This window comes from Pseudomonas sp. TE3895, assembly GCF_056278855.1.
In genome coordinates this window covers 1,509,040-1,526,992 of the sequence record NZ_JBWBQE010000001.1, presented here as the reverse complement: position 1 = coordinate 1,526,992, position 17,953 = coordinate 1,509,040, and the positions used below count along the sequence as shown (strand labels likewise).

Annotated in this window: 14 protein-coding genes; 9 read left to right on the top strand and 5 right to left on the bottom strand. The window is 64.3% G+C overall.

The window, feature by feature from the left end; all coding sequences use genetic code 11:
* Positions 1 to 5: 5 nt before the first annotated feature.
* Positions 6 to 1,361 carry an acetyl-CoA carboxylase biotin carboxylase subunit gene (gene accC / locus ACZ889_RS06840; RefSeq protein WP_003255333.1) on the top strand — a complete coding sequence of 452 codons (1,356 nt, stop codon included), beginning with the start codon at positions 6 to 8 and terminating at the stop codon, positions 1,359 to 1,361.
* Positions 1,362 to 1,578: 217 nt separating this feature from the next.
* Here the strand turns inward: accC and ACZ889_RS06835 are convergent, their stop codons facing one another.
* On the bottom strand, positions 1,579 to 3,432 hold the full coding sequence (locus ACZ889_RS06835; protein WP_003255335.1) for a sigma-54-dependent Fis family transcriptional regulator: 1,854 nt from the start codon (positions 3,430 to 3,432) through the stop codon (positions 1,579 to 1,581).
* Positions 3,433 to 3,715: 283 nt separating this feature from the next.
* Here ACZ889_RS06835 and ACZ889_RS06830 point away from each other — a divergent pair, with 283 nt between their 5' ends.
* The 7 genes from ACZ889_RS06830 (at position 3,716) to ACZ889_RS06800 (ending at position 11,665) form a co-directional block, all read left to right on the top strand.
* Positions 3,716 to 4,771 carry an ATP-NAD kinase family protein gene (locus ACZ889_RS06830; protein ID WP_003255336.1) on the top strand — a complete coding sequence of 352 codons (1,056 nt, stop codon included), beginning with the start codon at positions 3,716 to 3,718 and terminating at the stop codon, positions 4,769 to 4,771.
* Between the two features lie 22 nt (positions 4,772 to 4,793).
* On the top strand, positions 4,794 to 5,771 hold the full coding sequence (locus tag ACZ889_RS06825; RefSeq protein ID WP_003255338.1) for a thiamine pyrophosphate-dependent dehydrogenase E1 component subunit alpha: 978 nt from the start codon (positions 4,794 to 4,796) through the stop codon (positions 5,769 to 5,771).
* Between the two features lie 33 nt (positions 5,772 to 5,804).
* Positions 5,805 to 6,827 carry an alpha-ketoacid dehydrogenase subunit beta gene (locus ACZ889_RS06820; RefSeq protein ID WP_003255340.1) on the top strand — a complete coding sequence of 341 codons (1,023 nt, stop codon included), beginning with the start codon at positions 5,805 to 5,807 and terminating at the stop codon, positions 6,825 to 6,827.
* The gene (locus ACZ889_RS06815) at positions 6,824 to 7,930 is read left to right on the top strand and encodes an acetoin dehydrogenase dihydrolipoyllysine-residue acetyltransferase subunit (RefSeq protein WP_003255342.1); all 1,107 of its coding nucleotides are present in this window, start codon (positions 6,824 to 6,826) and stop codon (positions 7,928 to 7,930) included. The genes ACZ889_RS06820 and ACZ889_RS06815 overlap by 4 nt, the downstream gene beginning before the upstream one ends.
* Before the next feature lie 52 nt (positions 7,931 to 7,982).
* Positions 7,983 to 9,047: a 2,3-butanediol dehydrogenase gene (locus ACZ889_RS06810; RefSeq protein WP_223279163.1), complete on the top strand. Its 1,065-nt coding sequence runs from the start codon at positions 7,983 to 7,985 to the stop codon at positions 9,045 to 9,047.
* A 212-nt stretch (positions 9,048 to 9,259) separates the two neighbouring features.
* Positions 9,260 to 10,993, top strand: a complete 1,734-nt coding sequence (locus ACZ889_RS06805) for a C13 family peptidase (protein ID WP_180688911.1) — start codon at positions 9,260 to 9,262, stop codon at positions 10,991 to 10,993.
* Between the two features lie 27 nt (positions 10,994 to 11,020).
* Positions 11,021 to 11,665 (top strand): oxidoreductase, encoded by a 645-nt coding sequence (locus ACZ889_RS06800; RefSeq protein WP_003255346.1) that lies wholly within the window; start codon positions 11,021 to 11,023, stop codon positions 11,663 to 11,665.
* 106 nt (positions 11,666 to 11,771) lie between these two features.
* Here the strand turns inward: ACZ889_RS06800 and ACZ889_RS06795 are convergent, their stop codons facing one another.
* From ACZ889_RS06795 to ACZ889_RS06780, 4 genes are all read right to left on the bottom strand, one after another.
* On the bottom strand, positions 11,772 to 12,059 hold the full coding sequence (locus ACZ889_RS06795; RefSeq protein WP_004577011.1) for a YceK/YidQ family lipoprotein: 288 nt from the start codon (positions 12,057 to 12,059) through the stop codon (positions 11,772 to 11,774).
* Complete coding sequence (ubiX, locus tag ACZ889_RS06790; protein ID WP_003255348.1) at positions 12,056 to 12,685, bottom strand: flavin prenyltransferase UbiX; 630 nt, start codon at positions 12,683 to 12,685, stop codon at positions 12,056 to 12,058. The genes ACZ889_RS06795 and ubiX overlap by 4 nt, the downstream gene beginning before the upstream one ends.
* Positions 12,682 to 14,031 (bottom strand): UDP-N-acetylmuramate:L-alanyl-gamma-D-glutamyl-meso-diaminopimelate ligase, encoded by a 1,350-nt coding sequence (gene mpl / locus ACZ889_RS06785; protein ID WP_003255349.1) that lies wholly within the window; start codon positions 14,029 to 14,031, stop codon positions 12,682 to 12,684. The genes ubiX and mpl overlap by 4 nt, the downstream gene beginning before the upstream one ends.
* A gap of 66 nt (positions 14,032 to 14,097) precedes the next feature.
* Positions 14,098 to 16,113 (bottom strand): sigma-54-dependent Fis family transcriptional regulator, encoded by a 2,016-nt coding sequence (locus ACZ889_RS06780; RefSeq protein ID WP_180688912.1) that lies wholly within the window; start codon positions 16,111 to 16,113, stop codon positions 14,098 to 14,100.
* Between the two features lie 254 nt (positions 16,114 to 16,367).
* On the opposite strand from ACZ889_RS06780, the gene exaC reads away from it, so the two are divergent.
* Complete coding sequence (gene exaC / locus ACZ889_RS06775; RefSeq protein ID WP_003255353.1) at positions 16,368 to 17,888, top strand: acetaldehyde dehydrogenase ExaC; 1,521 nt, start codon at positions 16,368 to 16,370, stop codon at positions 17,886 to 17,888.
* Positions 17,889 to 17,953 lie beyond the last annotated feature (65 nt).

The following is a 17,953-nucleotide window of genomic DNA, read 5'->3' as shown; positions in this document are numbered from 1 at the left end:
CAACGATGTCTGGGAAGCTCGAAAAAGTCCTGATCGCCAACCGCGGGGAAATTGCCCTGCGGATCCTGCGTGCCTGCAAAGAGCTGGGCATCAAGACCGTCGCCGTGCACTCCACTGCCGACCGTGAACTGATGCACCTGGGCCTGGCAGACGAGTCGGTCTGCATCGGCCCTGCATCGTCCAAGGATTCCTACCTGCATATCCCGGCGATCATCGCTGCCGCCGAAGTGACTGGCGCCACTGCGATTCACCCGGGTTACGGCTTCTTGGCTGAAAACGCCGATTTCGCCGAGCAGGTGGAAAAATCCGGTTTCGCCTTCATCGGCCCGAAAGCCGACACCATTCGCCTGATGGGCGACAAGGTTTCGGCCAAGGACGCGATGATCAAGTCGGGCGTACCGACCGTACCGGGCTCCGATGGCCCACTGCCGGAAGACGAAGAAGTCGCCCTGGCGATTGCCCGTGACGTCGGCTACCCGGTGATCATCAAGGCCGCCGGTGGCGGTGGTGGTCGCGGCATGCGCGTGGTGCACAAGGAAGAGGACCTGATTTCCTCGGCCAAGCTCACCCGTACCGAAGCCGGTGCTGCCTTCGGCAACCCGATGGTTTACCTGGAGAAGTTCCTGACCAACCCACGTCACGTGGAAGTGCAGGTACTGTCCGACGGCCAGGGCAACGCCATTCACCTGGGCGACCGCGACTGCTCGCTGCAGCGCCGTCACCAGAAAGTACTGGAAGAAGCACCCGCCCCGGGCATCGATGAGAAAGCCCGTCAGGAAGTGTTCAAACGCTGCGTCGATGCGTGCATCGAGATCGGCTACCGTGGTGCCGGTACTTTCGAGTTCCTGTACGAAAACGGCCGCTTCTACTTCATCGAGATGAACACCCGCGTGCAGGTTGAGCACCCGGTGTCGGAGATGGTCACTGGCATCGACATCGTCAAGGAGATGCTGAGCATCGCCGCTGGCAACAAGCTGTCGTTCCGCCAGGAAGACGTGGTGATCCGTGGCCACTCGCTGGAGTGCCGGATCAACGCCGAAGACCCGAAGAAGTTCATCCCGAGCCCAGGCAAGGTGAAGCACTTCCACGCCCCGGGCGGCAACGGCGTACGCGTCGATTCGCACCTGTACAGCGGTTATTCGGTTCCGCCGAACTACGACTCGCTGATCGGCAAGCTGATCACCTACGGCAAGGACCGCGACGAAGCCATGGCGCGCATGCGCAATGCCCTGGACGAGATCGTCGTCGACGGCATCAAGACCAACATCCCGCTGCACCGCGACCTGGTGCGTGATGAAGGCTTCTGCAAAGGCGGCGTCAACATTCACTACCTCGAGCACAAACTGGCCAACCAGGAGTGATCGTGTAGTGTGATGTACCAGAACCCCGGCCCTGTGCCGGGGTTTTTTATTGCCTGCCTGAATCTGGGGCCGCGTTGCGGCCCTATCGCGACACAAGGCCGCTCCCACAGGTTGCGCGCATGCCTCAGGACTGACGCCGTCCTTGTGGCCCCCCGGCTCTGTGCCAGGTTGTTTTATTGCCTGCCTGAAGCTGGGGCCGCGTTGCGCCCCCAGGGCTCTACCCCTTCATCCGCGGCATGTCGATGCGATGCTCATGCACTCGCCGATAAAGCGTCGCCCGCGAAATACCCAAAGCCCGCGCCGCATCAGCCGGCTTCCAGCGATGGCGGATCAGCGCGTCCAGCAACAGCTGCCGGGCCGGGCACGACACCCCGCTTTCAGCCGAACCAACCGCTTCACCGCGCACCTCCTGCGGCAGATCCTGAAGCCGCACCTGCCCGCCTTCACTCACCGCACAGGCATACCGCAACACCTGCCGCAGCTGGCGCAAATTGCCCGGCCAGCGATAAACCAACAGCGCCTGCAGCGCGTCATCCGCCAACACCACCTCCACCCCGCAGGCCGCCGCCTCTTCGGCCAGCAACTGGTGAATCAGCCCCAGCCGGTCATCACGCTCACGCAAGGGGGGTAGCTCGAAACGGGCATTGGCCAGGCGGAAGTACAAGTCTTCACGAAATCGCCCGTCCTCCACCATCGCCGCCAGATCGCGATGGGTCGCACAGATCACCTGAATATCCACCCGCTCCCGCCGCGCCGCGCCCAGCGGCGCCACCTCGCCCTCCGCCAGCACCCGCAGCAGGCGGGTTTGCAGGTTCAGCGGCATGTCCCCGATCTCGTCGAGGAACAGCGTGCCGCCATCGGCCTGCTGCAACAGCCCTTGCATGCCTTTGCTGGAAGCCCCGGTGAAGGCCCCGGCCACATAGCCGAACAACTCGCTCTCGATCAAGGTTTCCGGAATGGCCGCGCAGTTCAGGGTAACGAACGGGCCATCACAGCGCTGGCTTTGCTGGTGCAGCTGGCGGGCGAATACCTCCTTGCCGGCCCCGGTCTCACCCAGTACCAGCACCGCCAGGTTGCAGTCCTTGACCCGCGTGGCCAACCGCAGGTGTTGCTCGATACGGGTGTCCTGGGCCTGGCGCAAAGGCTGCGCACGCTGGCGTTGCTGCGGTGCGCTGACCCGGCCATACAAACCGCCCAGACCAGGCAGGCGCTGAGCGGACGACGCGCTCACCCGGCGCAGTTGGTCGATGTCGAACAGTTCGCCAATATGCTCGGGCAAGCGCCCCAGGCGTTCCACCAACCGTTGCCGCGCCAGGCTGTTGATTGCCTGCAAGCGGCCATCGGCATCCCAGGCCAGCAGGTAATCGGGTTGGCTCTCCACATAGCCCGGCGTGCCATGCGCGCGCATCACCCAGTGGCCCTGGGCGCTGTGCATGAAGAAAGCGTTTTCGATTTCGCGGGCGGTCTGCTCGACCAGTTGGCGGATCAGGTGCTGGCTGCGCCGATCATCCGGCGACTGCAAGGCCGACACATCGACCACGCCCAACAACTCGCCCAACGGGTCGAACACCGGCGCCGCTGTGCAGGTCAGGCCGATGAAGGCGGCGCGAAAGTGATCGCGCTTGTGCACCGTGACCGGGGCCTTGCTGGTCAGCACCGCCGCCACACCGCATGTGCCCTCCTCGCCCTCCGACCAGCAGGTCCCCAGATACAGCCCGGCCTTGCGACAGTCGTTGCGGATGGCCGACTCGACCCGGTAATCGATGGTGCGCCCCTGGGCATCGGTAAGCAGCACGCAGTAGTCAGCGCCGCGCACCCGTTCGTGCAAGCGCGCCACCGCATCGCTGGCGATGCGCAGGAACAGCTCGGCGCGTTCGCGGCATTCGTTGAGCAGGCTTTGGGAAAGGATCCGCGGCCCCTGCTGGGAACCGGGGTCGAGGCGGTACACATCCATGGAGCGGCGCCATGAATCGAGGATCAGCGGTGGTACCGGCGCCTGCGGCAGGCGGTCGGCATTCTTCAACACCCTGCTGACGCAGTCCACATGGGCTCGGGAGTTCGCGGCAAGCATTCAGGCCCTCCGGTTCTCGTTGCTGTTTTTATCGTTGTCCGGCCATTAAGCGCCTCTGGGCATGCCCCGACAAGCACTGTGTGATTACCGGCTGGCTTGAGACGCAGCGTCTCAGCGTCTCGGCAACGCTGGCCCGGCGCTGGCACCCGGCGTCTCGCCGCCACACCCGTGAAGACCTGCCCGAACACGACCAGAACCCTCTAGCCCGGCCACTTCAGCCATCGCGAAGAAAGCTGGCACCCCGCTTGCTCCTGCCCTTGCAAACAAAAATACGAGGTGCGCCATGCCGCTACCCGCCCCGATTGTCGGGATCATTGCCAACCCTGCCTCTGGCCGCGACCTGCGCCGCCTGACCGCCAATGCCGGGCTCTATTCAAGCACCGACAAGGCCTCGGCTATCCAGCGCCTGCTGGCCGCTTTCGGCGCCACCGGCATTGGCCAGGTGTTGTTGCCCAGCGACATGACCGGCATCGCTGCCGCAGTGCTCAAGGCCAGCCAGGGCCCAGGGGCCCGTGACCAGCACTGGCCGGCCATCGAGATCCTCGACCTGCCACTGACCCAGACCGTGGCCGATACCCGCCTGGCAACCCGGCGCATGGTCGAGCGCGGCGTGGCGATGATCGCCGTGCTGGGCGGTGATGGCACCCACAAGGCGGTCGCCGCCGAGGCCGCTGACGTGCCGCTGCTGACCCTGTCCACCGGCACCAACAACGCCTTCCCCGAACTTCGTGAAGCCACCAGCGCGGGCCTGGCCGGTGGCCTGCTTGCCAGTGGCCGGGTACCGGCCAGCATCGGCTTGCGCCGCAACAAACGCTTACTGGTGAACGTGCCTGAACAACAGCTGGCCGAATGGGCCTTGGTCGAGGTGGCCGTGTCGCCGCAGCGCTTCATCGGTGCCCGTGCGCTCAGCCGCAGCGAGGACCTCTGCGAAGTCTTCGCCTGCTTCGCCGAACCCCACGCCATCGGCCTGTCGGCCCTGTGCGGTCTGTGGTGCCCGGTGTCACGGCAAGATCCGCACGGCGCCTGGGTACGCCTGGCCCCCGACGCCGAACAGGCGCTGTTGGCGCCGTTGGCGCCCGGCCTGCTGCAAGCCTGCGGCATCTCCGCCTGCGGTCAGCTGACGCCCGGCGTCGCCCAGCGCCTGAGCCTCGCCAGCGGCACCCTGGCCCTGGACGGCGAACGCGAAATCGAATTTGCCGAGCATGACACCCCCACCATCACCCTCGACCACCAAGGCCCACTCAGTGTGGATGTCGAGGCCGTGCTGGCGCATGCCGCCCGCCACCACCTGCTGGCCGTCCCGCGCGGCCACCGGCTGCACCCTGCAAACCCGTGTTGAGACAACCCCGGAGAACAACAAGATGTCCAATCAACTCAGTACTGATCAACTGCTGCATGCCTATGAAGTCATGCGGACCATCCGCGCCTTCGAAGAACGCCTGCATGTGGAGTTCGCCACCGGCGAAATTCCCGGCTTCGTCCACCTGTATGCCGGCGAAGAAGCCTCTGCAGCCGGGGTCATGGCCCACCTGCGCGACAGCGACTGCATCGCCTCGACCCACCGCGGCCATGGCCATTGCATCGCCAAAGGCGTGGACGTATACGGCATGATGGCCGAGATCTACGGCAAGAAGACCGGCGTGTGCGGTGGTAAAGGCGGCTCGATGCACATTGCCGACCTGGAAAAGGGCATGCTCGGTGCCAACGGTATCGTCGGCGCCGGCGCACCACTGGTGGCCGGGGCGGCGCTGGCGGCCAAGCTCAAGGGCCGCGATGACGTGTCGGTAGCCTTCTTCGGCGATGGGGCATCCAACGAGGGCGCCGTGTTCGAGGCCATGAACATGGCGTCGATCATGAACCTGCCCTGCATCTTCGTGGCCGAGAACAACGGCTACGCCGAGGCCACTGCCTCCAACTGGTCCGTAGCCTGCGACCACATTGCCGACCGCGCTGCCGGCTTCGGCATGCCAGGGGTCACCATCGACGGCTTTGACTTCTTTGCCGTCTACGAGGCCGCCGGCGCTGCCATCGAGCGCGCCCGCTCCGGGCAAGGGCCGTCGCTGATCGAGGTCAAGCTCAGCCGTTACTACGGCCATTTCGAAGGCGATGCGCAAACCTACCGCGCCCCTGATGAAGTGAAGAACCTGCGCGAATCCCGCGACTGCCTCATGCAATTTCGCAACAAGACCACCCGCGCCGGCCTGCTCACGGCCGAGCAACTGGACGCCATCGACGCCCGCGTCGAGGACCTGATCGAAGACGCCGTACGCCGCGCCAAATCCGATCCCAAGCCACAGCCCGCCGACCTGCTCACCGACGTCTACGTCGCCTACCCCTGAGCCGCGGATTACAAGAACAACAGGAGAACCACCATGGCAAGAAAGATCAGCTACCAGCAGGCCATCAACGAAGCCCTGGCCCAGGAAATGCGTCGCGACAGCACAGTGTTCATCATTGGCGAAGACGTCGCCGGCGGCGCCGGTGCGCCCGGCGAGGATGACGCCTGGGGTGGCGTGTTGGGCGTGACCAAAGGCCTGTATCACCAATTCCCCGGCCGCGTGCTTGACGCGCCGCTGTCGGAAATCGGCTACGTCGGCGCGGCCGTCGGTGCCGCCACCCAGGGCCTGCGCCCGGTGTGCGAACTGATGTTCGTCGACTTCGCCGGCTGCTGCCTGGACCAGATCCTCAACCAGGCCGCCAAGTTCCGCTACATGTTCGGCGGCAAGGCAGTGACCCCGCTGGTGATGCGCACCATGTATGGCGCCGGCCTGCGTGCGGCAGCCCAGCACTCGCAGATGCTCACCTCGCTATGGACGCACATCCCCGGCCTGAAGGTGGTGTGCCCATCCTCGCCTTACGATGCCAAGGGCCTGTTGATCCAGGCGATCCGCGACAACGACCCGGTGATCTTCTGCGAACACAAACTGCTGTACAGCATGCAGGGCGAGGTGCCGGAAGAGGTGTACACCGTACCGTTCGGCGAAGCCAACTTCTTGCGCGATGGCGACGACGTGACCCTCGTTACCTACGGGCGCATGGTGCATGTGGCGCTGGAGGCTGCCAACAACCTGGCCCGCCAGGGCATCGACTGCGAGGTACTGGACTTGCGCACTACCAGCCCGCTGGACGAGGACAGCATTCTGGAAAGTGTGGAGAAGACTGGCCGCCTGGTGGTGATCGATGAAGCCAACCCGCGCTGCTCGATGGCTACCGACATCAGCGCGCTGGTGGCACAGAAGGCTTTTGCCGCACTCAAGGGGCCGATCGAAATGGTCACCGCGCCACATACCCCGGTGCCGTTCTCCGACGCCCTGGAAGACCTGTACATCCCTGACGCGGCGAAGATCGAAGCCGCCGTGCGCAAGGTGATCGAAGCCGCAAGGAGTGCCGCATGAGCCAGATCCATACCCTGACCATGCCCAAGTGGGGCCTGTCGATGACCGAGGGCCGGGTGGACACCTGGCTCAAGCAGGAGGGTGACGAAATCAGCAAGGGCGACGAGGTGCTGGACGTCGAGACCGACAAGATCAGCAGCAGCGTCGAAGCGCCGTTCAGCGGCGTGCTGCGCCGCCAGGTGGCCAAGCCGGATGAAACCCTGCCCGTCGGCGCGCTGCTGGCGGTGGTGGTCGAAGGCGAAGCAGAAGAGGCCGAGATCGATGCCGTGGTACAGCGCTTCCAGGCCGAGTTCGTCGCCGAAGGCGGCGCCGACCAGAGCCAAGGGCCGGCCCCTCAGAAGGCGGAAGTCGGCGGGCGCCTGCTGCGCTGGTTCGAGCTGGGTGAAGGCGGCACACCGCTGGTGCTGGTGCACGGGTTTGGCGGTGACCTCAACAACTGGCTGTTCAACCACCCGGCGCTGGCTGCCGAGCGGCGGGTCATCGCCCTCGACCTGCCGGGCCACGGCGAGTCGGCCAAGGCCCTGCAGCGGGGCGACCTGGATGAGTTGAGCGAAACCGTGCTCGCCCTGCTCGACCACCTGGACATCGCCAAGGCCCACCTGGCCGGCCATTCCATGGGCGGTGCCGTCAGCCTCAACGTGGCGCGCCTGGCCCCGCAGCGGGTGGCCAGCCTGAGCCTGGTGGCCAGCGCCGGTCTGGGCGAAGCGATCAACGGGCAGTACTTGCAAGGTTTCGTCACCGCGGCCAACCGCAATGCACTCAAACCGCAGATGGTGCAATTGTTTGCCGACCCGGCGCTGGTCACCCGGCAAATGCTGGAGGACATGCTCAAGTTCAAGCGCCTGGAAGGTGTGGACCAGGCCCTGCAGCAGCTGGCTGGGGCGCTCGCCGACGGCGACCGGCAGCGCCACGACTTGCGCGGGGTCCTTGGCAATCACCCGGCACTGGTGGTGTGGGGTGGCAAGGATGCGATCATCCCGGCCAGCCATGCCGAGGGCCTGGAGGCCGAAGTACTGGTGCTGCCAGAGGCCGGCCACATGGTGCAGATGGAGGCGGCCGAACAGGTCAACCAGCAACTGCTCGCATTCCTGCGCAAGCACTAAGCCCTTTTCGTGAGCCTGGAGAACAACAATGAATGACCTGAGCCACACCCACATGCGCGCGGCCGTCTGGCATGGCCGCAACGATATTCGTGTCGAACAGGTACCTTTGCCGGCCGACCCAGCGCCGGGCTGGGTGCAGATCAAGGTGGACTGGTGCGGCATCTGCGGCTCCGACCTGCACGAATATGTTGCCGGCCCGGTGTTCATCCCGGTAGAGGCCCCGCACCCGCTGACCGGCATTCAGGGCCAGTGCATCCTCGGCCACGAATTCTGCGGCCACATCGCCAAGCTTGGCGAAGGCGTGGAAGGCTATGCCGTAGGCGACCCGGTGGCGGCAGACGCGTGCCAGCATTGTGGTACCTGCTATTACTGCACCCATGGCCTGTACAACATCTGCGAACGCCTGGCGTTCACCGGCCTGATGAACAACGGTGCCTTCGCCGAGCTGGTCAACGTGCCCGCCAACCTGCTCTACCGGCTGCCGCAGGGCTTCCCTGCCGAAGCCGGGGCACTGATCGAACCGCTGGCGGTGGGTATGCACGCGGTGAAAAAGGCCGGCAGCCTGCTTGGGCAAACCGTTGTAGTGGTGGGGGCCGGCACCATCGGCCTTTGCACCATCATGTGCGCCAAAGCCGCGGGCGCAGCGCAGGTTATCGCCCTGGAAATGTCCTCAGCACGCAAAGCCAAGGCCAAAGAGGTAGGCGCCAACGTGGTGCTGGACCCCAGCCAGTGCGATGCCCTGGCGGAAATCCGCGCACTGACTGCAGGGCTGGGCGCCGATGTGAGTTTTGAGTGCATCGGCAACAAACATACGGCCAAGCTGGCCATCGACACCATCCGCAAAGCAGGCAAGTGCGTGCTGGTGGGTATTTTCGAAGAGCCCAGCGAGTTCAACTTCTTCGAGCTGGTGTCCACCGAGAAACAGGTGCTGGGGGCGTTGGCGTACAACGGCGAGTTTGCTGACGTGATTGCCTTCATTGCTGATGGTCGGCTGGATATTCGCCCGCTGGTAACCGGCCGGATCGGATTGGAGCAGATTGTCGAGCTGGGCTTCGAGGAACTGGTGAACAACAAAGAGGAGAACGTGAAGATCATCGTTTCACCAGGTGTGCGCTGATTGCACCTTGAAGGCAACGTGGCACCTGTGGGAGCGGGCGGGCCCGCGAAGAAGCAACACGGTCGAGGGCACCGGCTTCGCCGGTGTTCGCGGCTGAAGCCGCTCCTACAGGGCACGCGCAAGGTTCCAAGGCTGTGCGCCGACACAGGGGCTCGCTGTCTCAGGATCCCATTCTGCGTCATACTCGGCAGACCTATTGCCCGGTCATCGCCATGCGTCCATTGCTCCCCATTACCCTGGTCCTGCTGCTCGCCGCCTGTGGCGATGGCGAATCGCTGCTCCCGCCGGACGCACGGCTGCCTGACGGTGGGCGTTACCGGGGGCAGGTGGTCGATGGCCTGCTGCAGGGTGAGGGCCGGATCGACTACCCCAACGGCAGCTGGTACGCCGGCAGCTTCAAGGACGGCCAGTGGCACGGCCAGGGCGAATGGCATGGCCAGAACGGTGAGGTCTACCGCGGCCAGTTCGCCGAGGGGCTGTTTCAGGGCCTGGGTGACCTGATCACCCCAGGCAGCCACTATAGCGGCACCTTCCGCCACGGCCGCCGCGACGGCGAGGGCACCCTCAAGCAAGCCGACCAGACATACCGCGGTCAGTTCAAGGACGACCTGTACGACGGTGCAGGCCAACTGGAACTGGCCGACGGCAGTCGCTACCAAGGCCTGTTCGCCAAGGGCAAGCCTAACGGCGCCGGGGTGCGCAGCGATGCCAGCGGCAACCAGTTCAGCGGCCACTTCGTCAACGGCCAGCTACAAGGCGCCGGCACCTACGACAGCGTTGATGGCGAGCAGTACATCGGCGAGTTCAAGGACAACCGCCTGGAGGGCCGAGGCCGCTACGAAAATGCCGATGGCGACGTGTGGATCGGTGAATTCAAGGACGGCTCGCTGATCGGCGAAGGCGAGTTGCTGGGCAGCGATGGCAGCCACTACAAGGGTGAGTTCGCCGACTGGCGTCTGTCGGGCCAGGGCAGCCTGCAACTGGCCGACGGCAGCAAGTACATCGGCGGTTTCCTGAACGATGCCTACCATGGCCATGGGCGGCTGATTCTGCCCAGTGGCAAGGTCGAAAGCGGAACATGGGCCAACGGCGTGCGCGTGCGCGACCAGAATGGCAAGCTGCTGCCAGACCCACTGGACCTGGCGTTGCTCAACCAGGGCCGGCTGCTGGACGAGGCGCTGGCTCGGGTACCTCGCTCGGCGCCACCGATCCAGCTGTATAGCCTGGTAGTGGCCGGCGATGGCCAGCAAAGCGTATTCCTGCGCGAAGCCGACTACGTCAGCAACCTGCTAAAGGTGCGCTTTGGCGCCCGTGGCCAAGTGACCCTGGTCAACCACCGCGACCACATGGCCACACGCCCCATGGCCACCCGCGAAAACCTCTCCCGCGCTGCCGCCATCCTGGCAGAGCGCAGCGGCCCCGAAGACCTGGTGTTCATCTACCTCACCAGCCATGGCAGCCAGGACCACCAGCTGGTGCTCGACCAGCCCCGTCTGCAACTGGCCGACCTGGCCGCTGACGAGCTGGCCACTGCCTTGGCGCCGCTGAAGGATCGCGACAAGGTAATCGTCATCTCCGCCTGCTATTCAGGGGGCTATATCGCTCCGCTCAAAGACGAGCGCACGCTCATCATGACCGCTGCCCGGGCCGACCGCGTCTCCTTCGGTTGCTCGGAGGAAGCCGACTTCACCTACTTTGGCGATGCCCTGTTCGCTGAAGCGCTGAACCAGACCGACGACCTGAAACAGGCGTTTGAACTGGCACGTGCCAGCGTTGCCGAAAGAGAACAAAGGGAAGGCTTCGAGGCCTCCGAGCCGCAGCTGTGGGCACCGCCGGCCGTGCTTGAGCACTGGCATCACCTGCGCCAGCAACAAGCCGAAGAAGCATTGCGTAACACCACACAGGCCAACGTGAGGGAACAGGCAAAAATGCCCGGCACTCACTAGACTTGTGTGTAACAAGGGAGAGACATCATGTACTTGACGCCTCAGCATGTCCTGCTTGCCGGAGCCACCGGCCTGACCGGTGAACACCTGCTAGACCGCCTGCTCAACGAGCCCACCATCACCCGTGTCCTGGCGCCTACACGCCGGCCATTGGCCGAGCACCCGCACCTGGAAAACCCGGTGGGCGACCCGGCGGTATTCCTTCCGCAACTGGCCGGGCGGGTCGACATCGCGTACTGCTGCCTGGGCACCACACTGAAGCAGGCGGGTTCCGAATCGGCTTTCCGCGCAGTGGATCTGGACATGGTGGTCGCCTTCAGCAAGCGTGCCCGAGAAATGGGCGCACGGCATCTGCTGGTGGTCAGTGCAGTGGGCGCCGACCCTAAGTCGTCAATTTTCTATAACCGGGTCAAGGGCGAGATGGAAGAAGCGCTCAAGGCTCAGGACTGGCCACAGTTGACCATCGTGCGGCCCTCGTTCCTGCTGGGCGAGCGGCTGGAGCCACGGCTCACTGAACAGCTTGTTGCGCCATTTTCCAGGTTGATACCCGGGAAGTATCGGGGAATCGAGGCTTGTACCCTGGCGCGAGCACTGTGGCGGCTGGCGCTGGAGGAAGAAGACGGCGTGCGGGTTGTGGAGTCGGATGAGTTGCGCAGGTTGGGCAAGATCTAGGCTTCGCTTGTGCTGGCCTCTTCGCGGGCACGCCCGCTCCCACTGGTGAGTAGTCACCGGAAGATTACGGAGATCCTGTGGAAGAGGGCGTGCGCGCGAAGGGCCATCACAGACCGCCGCTAGCCTGGAAGCCTATGCCGGCCGCTGTCAGCAAAGACAACGGCAGCAGCAGGGTATCGAGCAGCATGCTGCCGGGCAGATCCAGGCGCGGATACGCCGGAGCGTCCGCCCCGTAATGATCCCGCGGGCAACACCCGCCATTGATCACATACCAATCCAGCCGGGTACCGGCATACACCACCGGTGCGCCGGGCTTGTTGGCATCCAGCGTGCGCACCGTGGCGCACCCACCCAGCATCACCAGCGCCAGCAATCCCGCCAGTGCTCGCTTCAATCATCCACCCCGAAGTGGTGCTCGCCCCAACGCGGCAACATATCCTGGGGGATGTTCAGCAGGTTGAGGATACGCGCCACGACAAAGTCGACCAGGTCGTCGATGGTCTGCGGCTGGTGATAGAACCCCGGAGCCGCCGGCAAGATCACCGCGCCCATTTGCGACAGCTTGAGCATGTTTTCCAGGTGGATGGTGGAGAACGGCGCTTCGCGTGGCACCAGGATCAGCTGGCGACGCTCCTTGAGGGTGACGTCGGCAGCCCGCTCGATCAGGTTGTTGCAGGCGCCAGTGGCGATGGCCGACAAGGTGCCAGTGGAACAGGGGACCACCACCATTGCCGCCGGGGCGCCAGAACCCGAGGCTACCGGCGACATCCAGTCTTCCTTGCCATACACACGGATCTGCCCATCGGCCGCGCCGGTGTATTCAGTCAGGAAGGCCTGCATCGCCTGGGGCTTGGCCGGCAACACAACATCCGTCTCGGTGGCCATCACCAACTGTGCGGCCTTGGAGATCAGGAAGTGCACCTCGCGGTCTTCGCGTACCAGGCAATCGAGCAGGCGAAGGCCATACTGGGCACCCGAGGCGCCCGTCATGGCCAGGGTGATGCGTTCCGGCCCGTTCACTTCAGCGCCTCGGCCAGCTTGCCGTGCAGGCCGCCGAAGCCGCCGTTGCTCATGATCACCACATGAGTGCCTGGGCGAGCCTGGCCTTTGATCCGCTCGATGATCGCTTCGAGGCTGTCGGCCACCACGCTGGGTACCTTGCACTGCGCAGCGGTGGCGGCCAGGTCCCAGCCGAGGTTGGCCGGTGCATACCAGATCACCTGGTCGGCGTCGTTGACGCTTTCTGGCAGGCCGTCACGATGGGCACCGAGTTTCATCGAGTTGGAGCGAGGCTCGATCACCGCGATCACAGGCGCCTCCCCCACCCGCTTGCGCAGGCCGTCGAGCGTGGTGGCAATGGCGGTCGGATGGTGGGCGAAGTCATCGTAGATGGTCACACCTTGTACTTCGGCAACCTTCTCCATGCGCCGCTTGACGCTCTTGAACGCACTCAGGCCGTCGATACCCATGGCCGGCACCACGCCTACATGACGCGCTGCTGCCAGGGTGGCCAAGGCATTGGCGACGTTGTGCTGGCCGGTCAGCGCCCAGTCCACCACACCCTGCACTTCGCCCTCGAACAGGACTTCAAAGCGCGAGCCATCTGGGCTGAGCAGGCGGGCTTGCCACTGGCCGCCCTCCCCGGTGGTTTGCACAGGGGTCCAGCAGCCCATGCCGATCACACGCTCCAGCGCTTGCTCGGTGGTCGGGTGGATGACCAGGCCTTCGCTGGGGATAGTCCGCACCAGGTGGTGGAACTGCCGCTCGATCGAGGCCAGGTCCGGGAAGATGTCCGCGTGATCGAACTCAAGGTTGTTGAGGATTGCGGTACGCGGGTGATAGTGGACGAACTTCGAGCGCTTGTCGAAGAAGGCGCTGTCGTACTCGTCGGCTTCCACCACAAAGAACGGCGTGTCGCCCAAGCGGGCCGACACCGAGAAGTTCTGCGGCACGCCACCAATCAGGAAGCCCGGGCTCATGCCGGCGTGCTCCAGCACCCAGGCCAGCATGCTGCTGGTGGTGGTCTTGCCGTGAGTACCGGCAACGGCCAGCACCCAGCGGCCTTGCAGCACGTGGTCGGCCAGCCACTGCGGGCCGGAGACGTAGGGCAGGCCCTTGTTCAGCACGTATTCAACCGCTGGGTTGCCGCGCGACATGGCGTTGCCGATGACCACCAGGTCTGGCGCCGGATCCAGCTGGGCCGGGTCATAGCCTTGGGTCAGTTCGATACCCTGGGCTTCGAGCTGGGTGCTCATTGGGGGATAGACGTTGGCGTCGGAGCCAGTGACGCGGTGGCCAAGTTCCTTGGCCAGCACCGCCAGCGAACCCATGAAAGTGCCGCAAATACCGAGAATGTGAATATGCATGGTCGACCTCGCAAAACATCGAGGCAGGGTAGCCCAGGGCGCGACAAATCGCACCCGCTGTTTCGCTCAGTCACCCCTGGTAATGCCGTGTTTGCGCAGTTTTCGATACAAGGTATTGCGGCTGATGCCCAAGTGCTCGGCGACACGGGTGAGATGCCAGTGTTTTGCCTCCAGTACCTCCTTCAGCGCTTGCCGCTCTGCGTCGAGCAGAACCTCGGGCCCTCCAGATTCACCCACAATCTCAGCGGCACCGCCGGACCTGTGTGGGCGGGCTTGCCCGCGAACGAGGGCAACGCCCTCGCCCTCTATTGCCTGGTCGGACATCTTCGCGGGCTCGCCCGCCCCCACGGGAGGTGGGCTGGCGCGAATGACTGCGGGGAGGTCCGTAAAGGTGATGCGGGCATCTTCGCAAAGCGCCACCAGGGTACGCAGCACATTGCGCATCTGCCGCACGTTCCCCGGCCAGTTAAATGCGAGCAGCGCCTGCCGCGCCCTGGGCTCGATGTCTATGCGTTGCCCCTGCGTCTCCTGGCGTAGCAGAAAGTCCAGCAACTGCGCCTTGTCACTGCGTTCGCGCACCGCCGGCAGCGCTACCTCCAGGCCATTGAGGCGGTAATACAGGTCCTCGCGGAAACTGCCCTGTTCAACCCGTTCCAGCAGGTCACGGTGCGTAGCGCTGACGATGCGCACGTCCACCGCCTGTGGCTCTCCCCCGATCGGCACCACCTGGCGCTCCTCCAGTACCCGCAGCAGTCGGGTTTGCAGGGCAAGCGGCATATCGCCGATCTCGTCCAGCAGCAAGGTGCCGCCGTCGGCCTGCAACAGCTTGCCGCGCATGCCCTCCTTGCGCGCGCCGGTAAAACTGCCGCCGCGGTACCCGAACAGCTCACTCTCGATCAGGCTTTCCGGGATAGACGCGCAGTTGATGGCGACAAACGGCTTGCCGCGCCGCTCACTGGCCTGATGCACAGCCTGGGCGAAGGCCTCCTTGCCACAGCCGGTCTCGCCGCGCAGCAGCAATGGTACATCGCGCTCGAACACCCGCACGCTGCGGCGGAAATCATTTTGCAACGCAGGGTCCAGCAGACAGACCAGCGGCTCCACTTCACCTGCGGGCCGCGGCTGGGCGGCCGGCACCGACCACACCGGCGCCCGGGCCTGCCCCCGCAGGCTGGCGAACACCTGGCGACCGTCAAGGGTGCGCAGCGGCCAGGCAGTACTGCCGCCGGGCGTGGCACGGCTGAACATTTCGTCATGGCTGCACGCGAAAAAGCACGCCAACGGTTTGCCCAGCACGCCGCCCCGTACCGTGCCCAGCAGGTTCAGTGCGCTTTGGTTGGCAGCGCAAATGCGCCCATCGCCGTCGAACGCCAGCAAGCCTTCGCTGAACAGGCCGACCGACTCGGCTTGCAGGTGAAAACGCAATAACCATTGCTGCTCGAAATGGCGCAGGAAATAGCAGCTTTCGATCATCTTTGCCGACAGGTTGACCAACGCCATGGTGTGGAACTGGCTTTGCCGCGATACGTCGGGGCGCGCAGAGGACACGTCGAGTACCGCCAGCAGGTCGCCATGCGGGTCGAACACCGGGCTGGCCGAGCAGGTCAGCCCGGTGTGACGGCCACGGAAGTGCTCGTTCTGATGGATGGTCAGCGCCTGGCGCTCGACCAGGCAGGTGCCGATGCCATTGGTGCCCTCGCGCGCCTCGCTCCAGTCAGCGCCCAACCACAGCCCCGCACGCTCGAAGCTGCGCCGCTCGGTGGGGGCACTGACGCAATTGAGGATCACCCCACGAGCGTCGGTCAGCAGCACCGCGTGGCCTGCGCCGGAAAGCTGCTGGTGCAGGCTGTTCATTTCATGGTCGGCAATTTGCAGCACCTGATGCAGGCGCTCGCGGCTTTCCAGCAGGCGCCCATGCTCAAGCACCACCGGCGCTTCGATCACCGCCGGGTCGAGGTGGTAATCCTCCAGGCAGCGCAGCCAGGAGCGGGCGATGGACGGGTCACTGCCGCCCTCCCCGGCCCCACCATGGGCAACGCTATGCACCTGACGGGCATGGCGCGTGAAGTGATTGCTCTGCATTGTTGTAATTCTCCGCAGATAGAGCGTCAGCCCAGCATCCTCCACCCGGGTAGGCTTTGCAATGCACACGCCTGTGATGTGTCGCAAACGGCACAAAATGTCACCCCAGGCGTACCGGCACCGGTACAGCGGCCCTTGATCAGTCCCGTAAAAATGACTCAAGTCATTGATTTGCCTGGCGTGGCCAACACTGGCCCAACCCTTGCTCTATGCTTTCCAACTCCCTAAAAAGCACAATACCAAGGAGACACACCATGCGTTATGCACATCCCGGTACCGAAGGCGCGAAGGTTTCCTTCAAGAGCCGCTACGGCAACTACATCGGTGGTGAGTTCGTTACTCCGGTAAAGGGGCAGTACTTCGAAAATACCTCCCCGGTGAATGGCAAGCTGATCGCTGAATTCCCCCGCTCTACTGCCGAAGACATCGAGAAGGCCCTGGATGCCGCCCATGCTGCGGCCGACGCCTGGGGCCGCACTTCAGTGCAGGATCGCTCCAACGTGCTGCTGAAGATCGCCGACCGTATCGAGCAGAACCTCGAATTGCTGGCCATTACCGAAACCTGGGACAACGGCAAGCCGATCCGCGAAACCCTCAACGCCGACATTCCGCTGGCGGTCGACCACTTCCGCTATTTCGCTGGCTGCATCCGCGCCCAGGAAGGCGGCGCTGCCGAAATCAATGAAGGCACCGTGGCCTACCATATCCACGAGCCACTGGGCGTGGTCGGGCAGATCATCCCCTGGAACTTCCCGATCCTGATGGCTGCCTGGAAGCTTGCCCCGGCACTGGCCGCTGGTAACTGCGTGGTGCTCAAGCCTGCCGAACAGACGCCGCTGGGCATCACCGTGCTGCTCGAAGTCATTGGCGACCTGTTGCCACCTGGCGTGCTCAACGTAGTGCAAGGCTATGGCCGCGAAGCCGGTGAAGCCCTGGCCACCAGCAAACGCATCGCCAAGATCGCCTTCACCGGCTCTACCCCGGTGGGCTCGCACATCATGAAATGCGCCGCCGAGAACATCATCCCGTCCACCGTCGAACTGGGTGGCAAGTCGCCGAACGTGTACTTCGAAGACATCATGCAGGCCGAGCCAAGCTTCATCGAGAAGGCGGCAGAAGGCATGGTGCTGGCGTTCTTCAACCAGGGTGAAGTGTGCACCTGCCCGTCGCGTGCCCTGGTGCAAGAGTCGATCTATCCGCAGTTCATGGAAGTGGTGATGAAGAAGGTGCTGCAGATCAAGCGCGGCGACCCGCTGGACACCGACACCATGGTCGGCGCGCAGGCCTCGCAGCAGCAGTTCGAAAAAATCCTCTCGTACCTGCAGATTGCCCAGGAAGAAGGCGCCGAGCTGCTCACCGGCGGCAAGGTCGAGAAGCTGGAAGGTTCGCTGGCTACCGGTTACTACATCCAGCCGACCCTGCTCAAGGGCAACAACAAGATGCGCGTGTTCCAGGAAGAAATCTTCGGCCCGGTGGTCAGCGTCACCACCTTCAAGGACGAAGCCGAAGCGCTGGCGATTGCCAACGACACCGAGTTCGGCCTGGGCGCCGGCGTGTGGACCCGCGACATCAACCGTGCCTACCGCATGGGCCGCGGCATCAAGGCTGGCCGTGTGTGGACCAACTGCTACCACCTGTACCCGGCGCATGCCGCGTTCGGCGGGTACAAGAAGTCGGGGGTTGGGCGTGAGACGCACAAGATGATGCTGGATCACTATCAGCAGACCAAGAACCTGCTGGTGAGCTACGACATCAATCCGTTGGGCTTCTTCTAGACCGCGTCGCCTTCTTCGCGGGTAAACCCGCTCCTACAGGTCCTGCGCTGGTGTTGAATCTTGCG

Excerpts from the sequence above, each read along its gene's own strand:
- ACZ889_RS06805 (WP_180688911.1), top strand. The coding sequence starts at position 9,260 with ATGCGTCCATTGCTCCCCATTACCCTGGTCCTGCTGCTCGCCGCCTGT.
- ACZ889_RS06830 (WP_003255336.1), top strand. The coding sequence starts at position 3,716 with ATGCCGCTACCCGCCCCGATTGTCGGGATCATTGCCAACCCTGCCTCT.
- ACZ889_RS06810 (WP_223279163.1), top strand. The coding sequence starts at position 7,983 with ATGCGCGCGGCCGTCTGGCATGGCCGCAACGATATTCGTGTCGAACAG.
- accC (WP_003255333.1), top strand. The coding sequence starts at position 6 with ATGTCTGGGAAGCTCGAAAAAGTCCTGATCGCCAACCGCGGGGAAATT.
- ACZ889_RS06780 (WP_180688912.1), bottom strand. The coding sequence starts at position 16,113 with ATGCAGAGCAATCACTTCACGCGCCATGCCCGTCAGGTGCATAGCGTT.
- ACZ889_RS06825 (WP_003255338.1), top strand. The coding sequence starts at position 4,794 with ATGTCCAATCAACTCAGTACTGATCAACTGCTGCATGCCTATGAAGTC.
- ACZ889_RS06815 (WP_003255342.1), top strand. The coding sequence starts at position 6,824 with ATGAGCCAGATCCATACCCTGACCATGCCCAAGTGGGGCCTGTCGATG.
- ACZ889_RS06835 (WP_003255335.1), bottom strand. The coding sequence starts at position 3,432 with ATGCTTGCCGCGAACTCCCGAGCCCATGTGGACTGCGTCAGCAGGGTG.
- ACZ889_RS06820 (WP_003255340.1), top strand. The coding sequence starts at position 5,805 with ATGGCAAGAAAGATCAGCTACCAGCAGGCCATCAACGAAGCCCTGGCC.
- mpl (WP_003255349.1), bottom strand. The coding sequence starts at position 14,031 with ATGCATATTCACATTCTCGGTATTTGCGGCACTTTCATGGGTTCGCTG.
- exaC (WP_003255353.1), top strand. The coding sequence starts at position 16,368 with ATGCGTTATGCACATCCCGGTACCGAAGGCGCGAAGGTTTCCTTCAAG.
- ACZ889_RS06800 (WP_003255346.1), top strand. The coding sequence starts at position 11,021 with ATGTACTTGACGCCTCAGCATGTCCTGCTTGCCGGAGCCACCGGCCTG.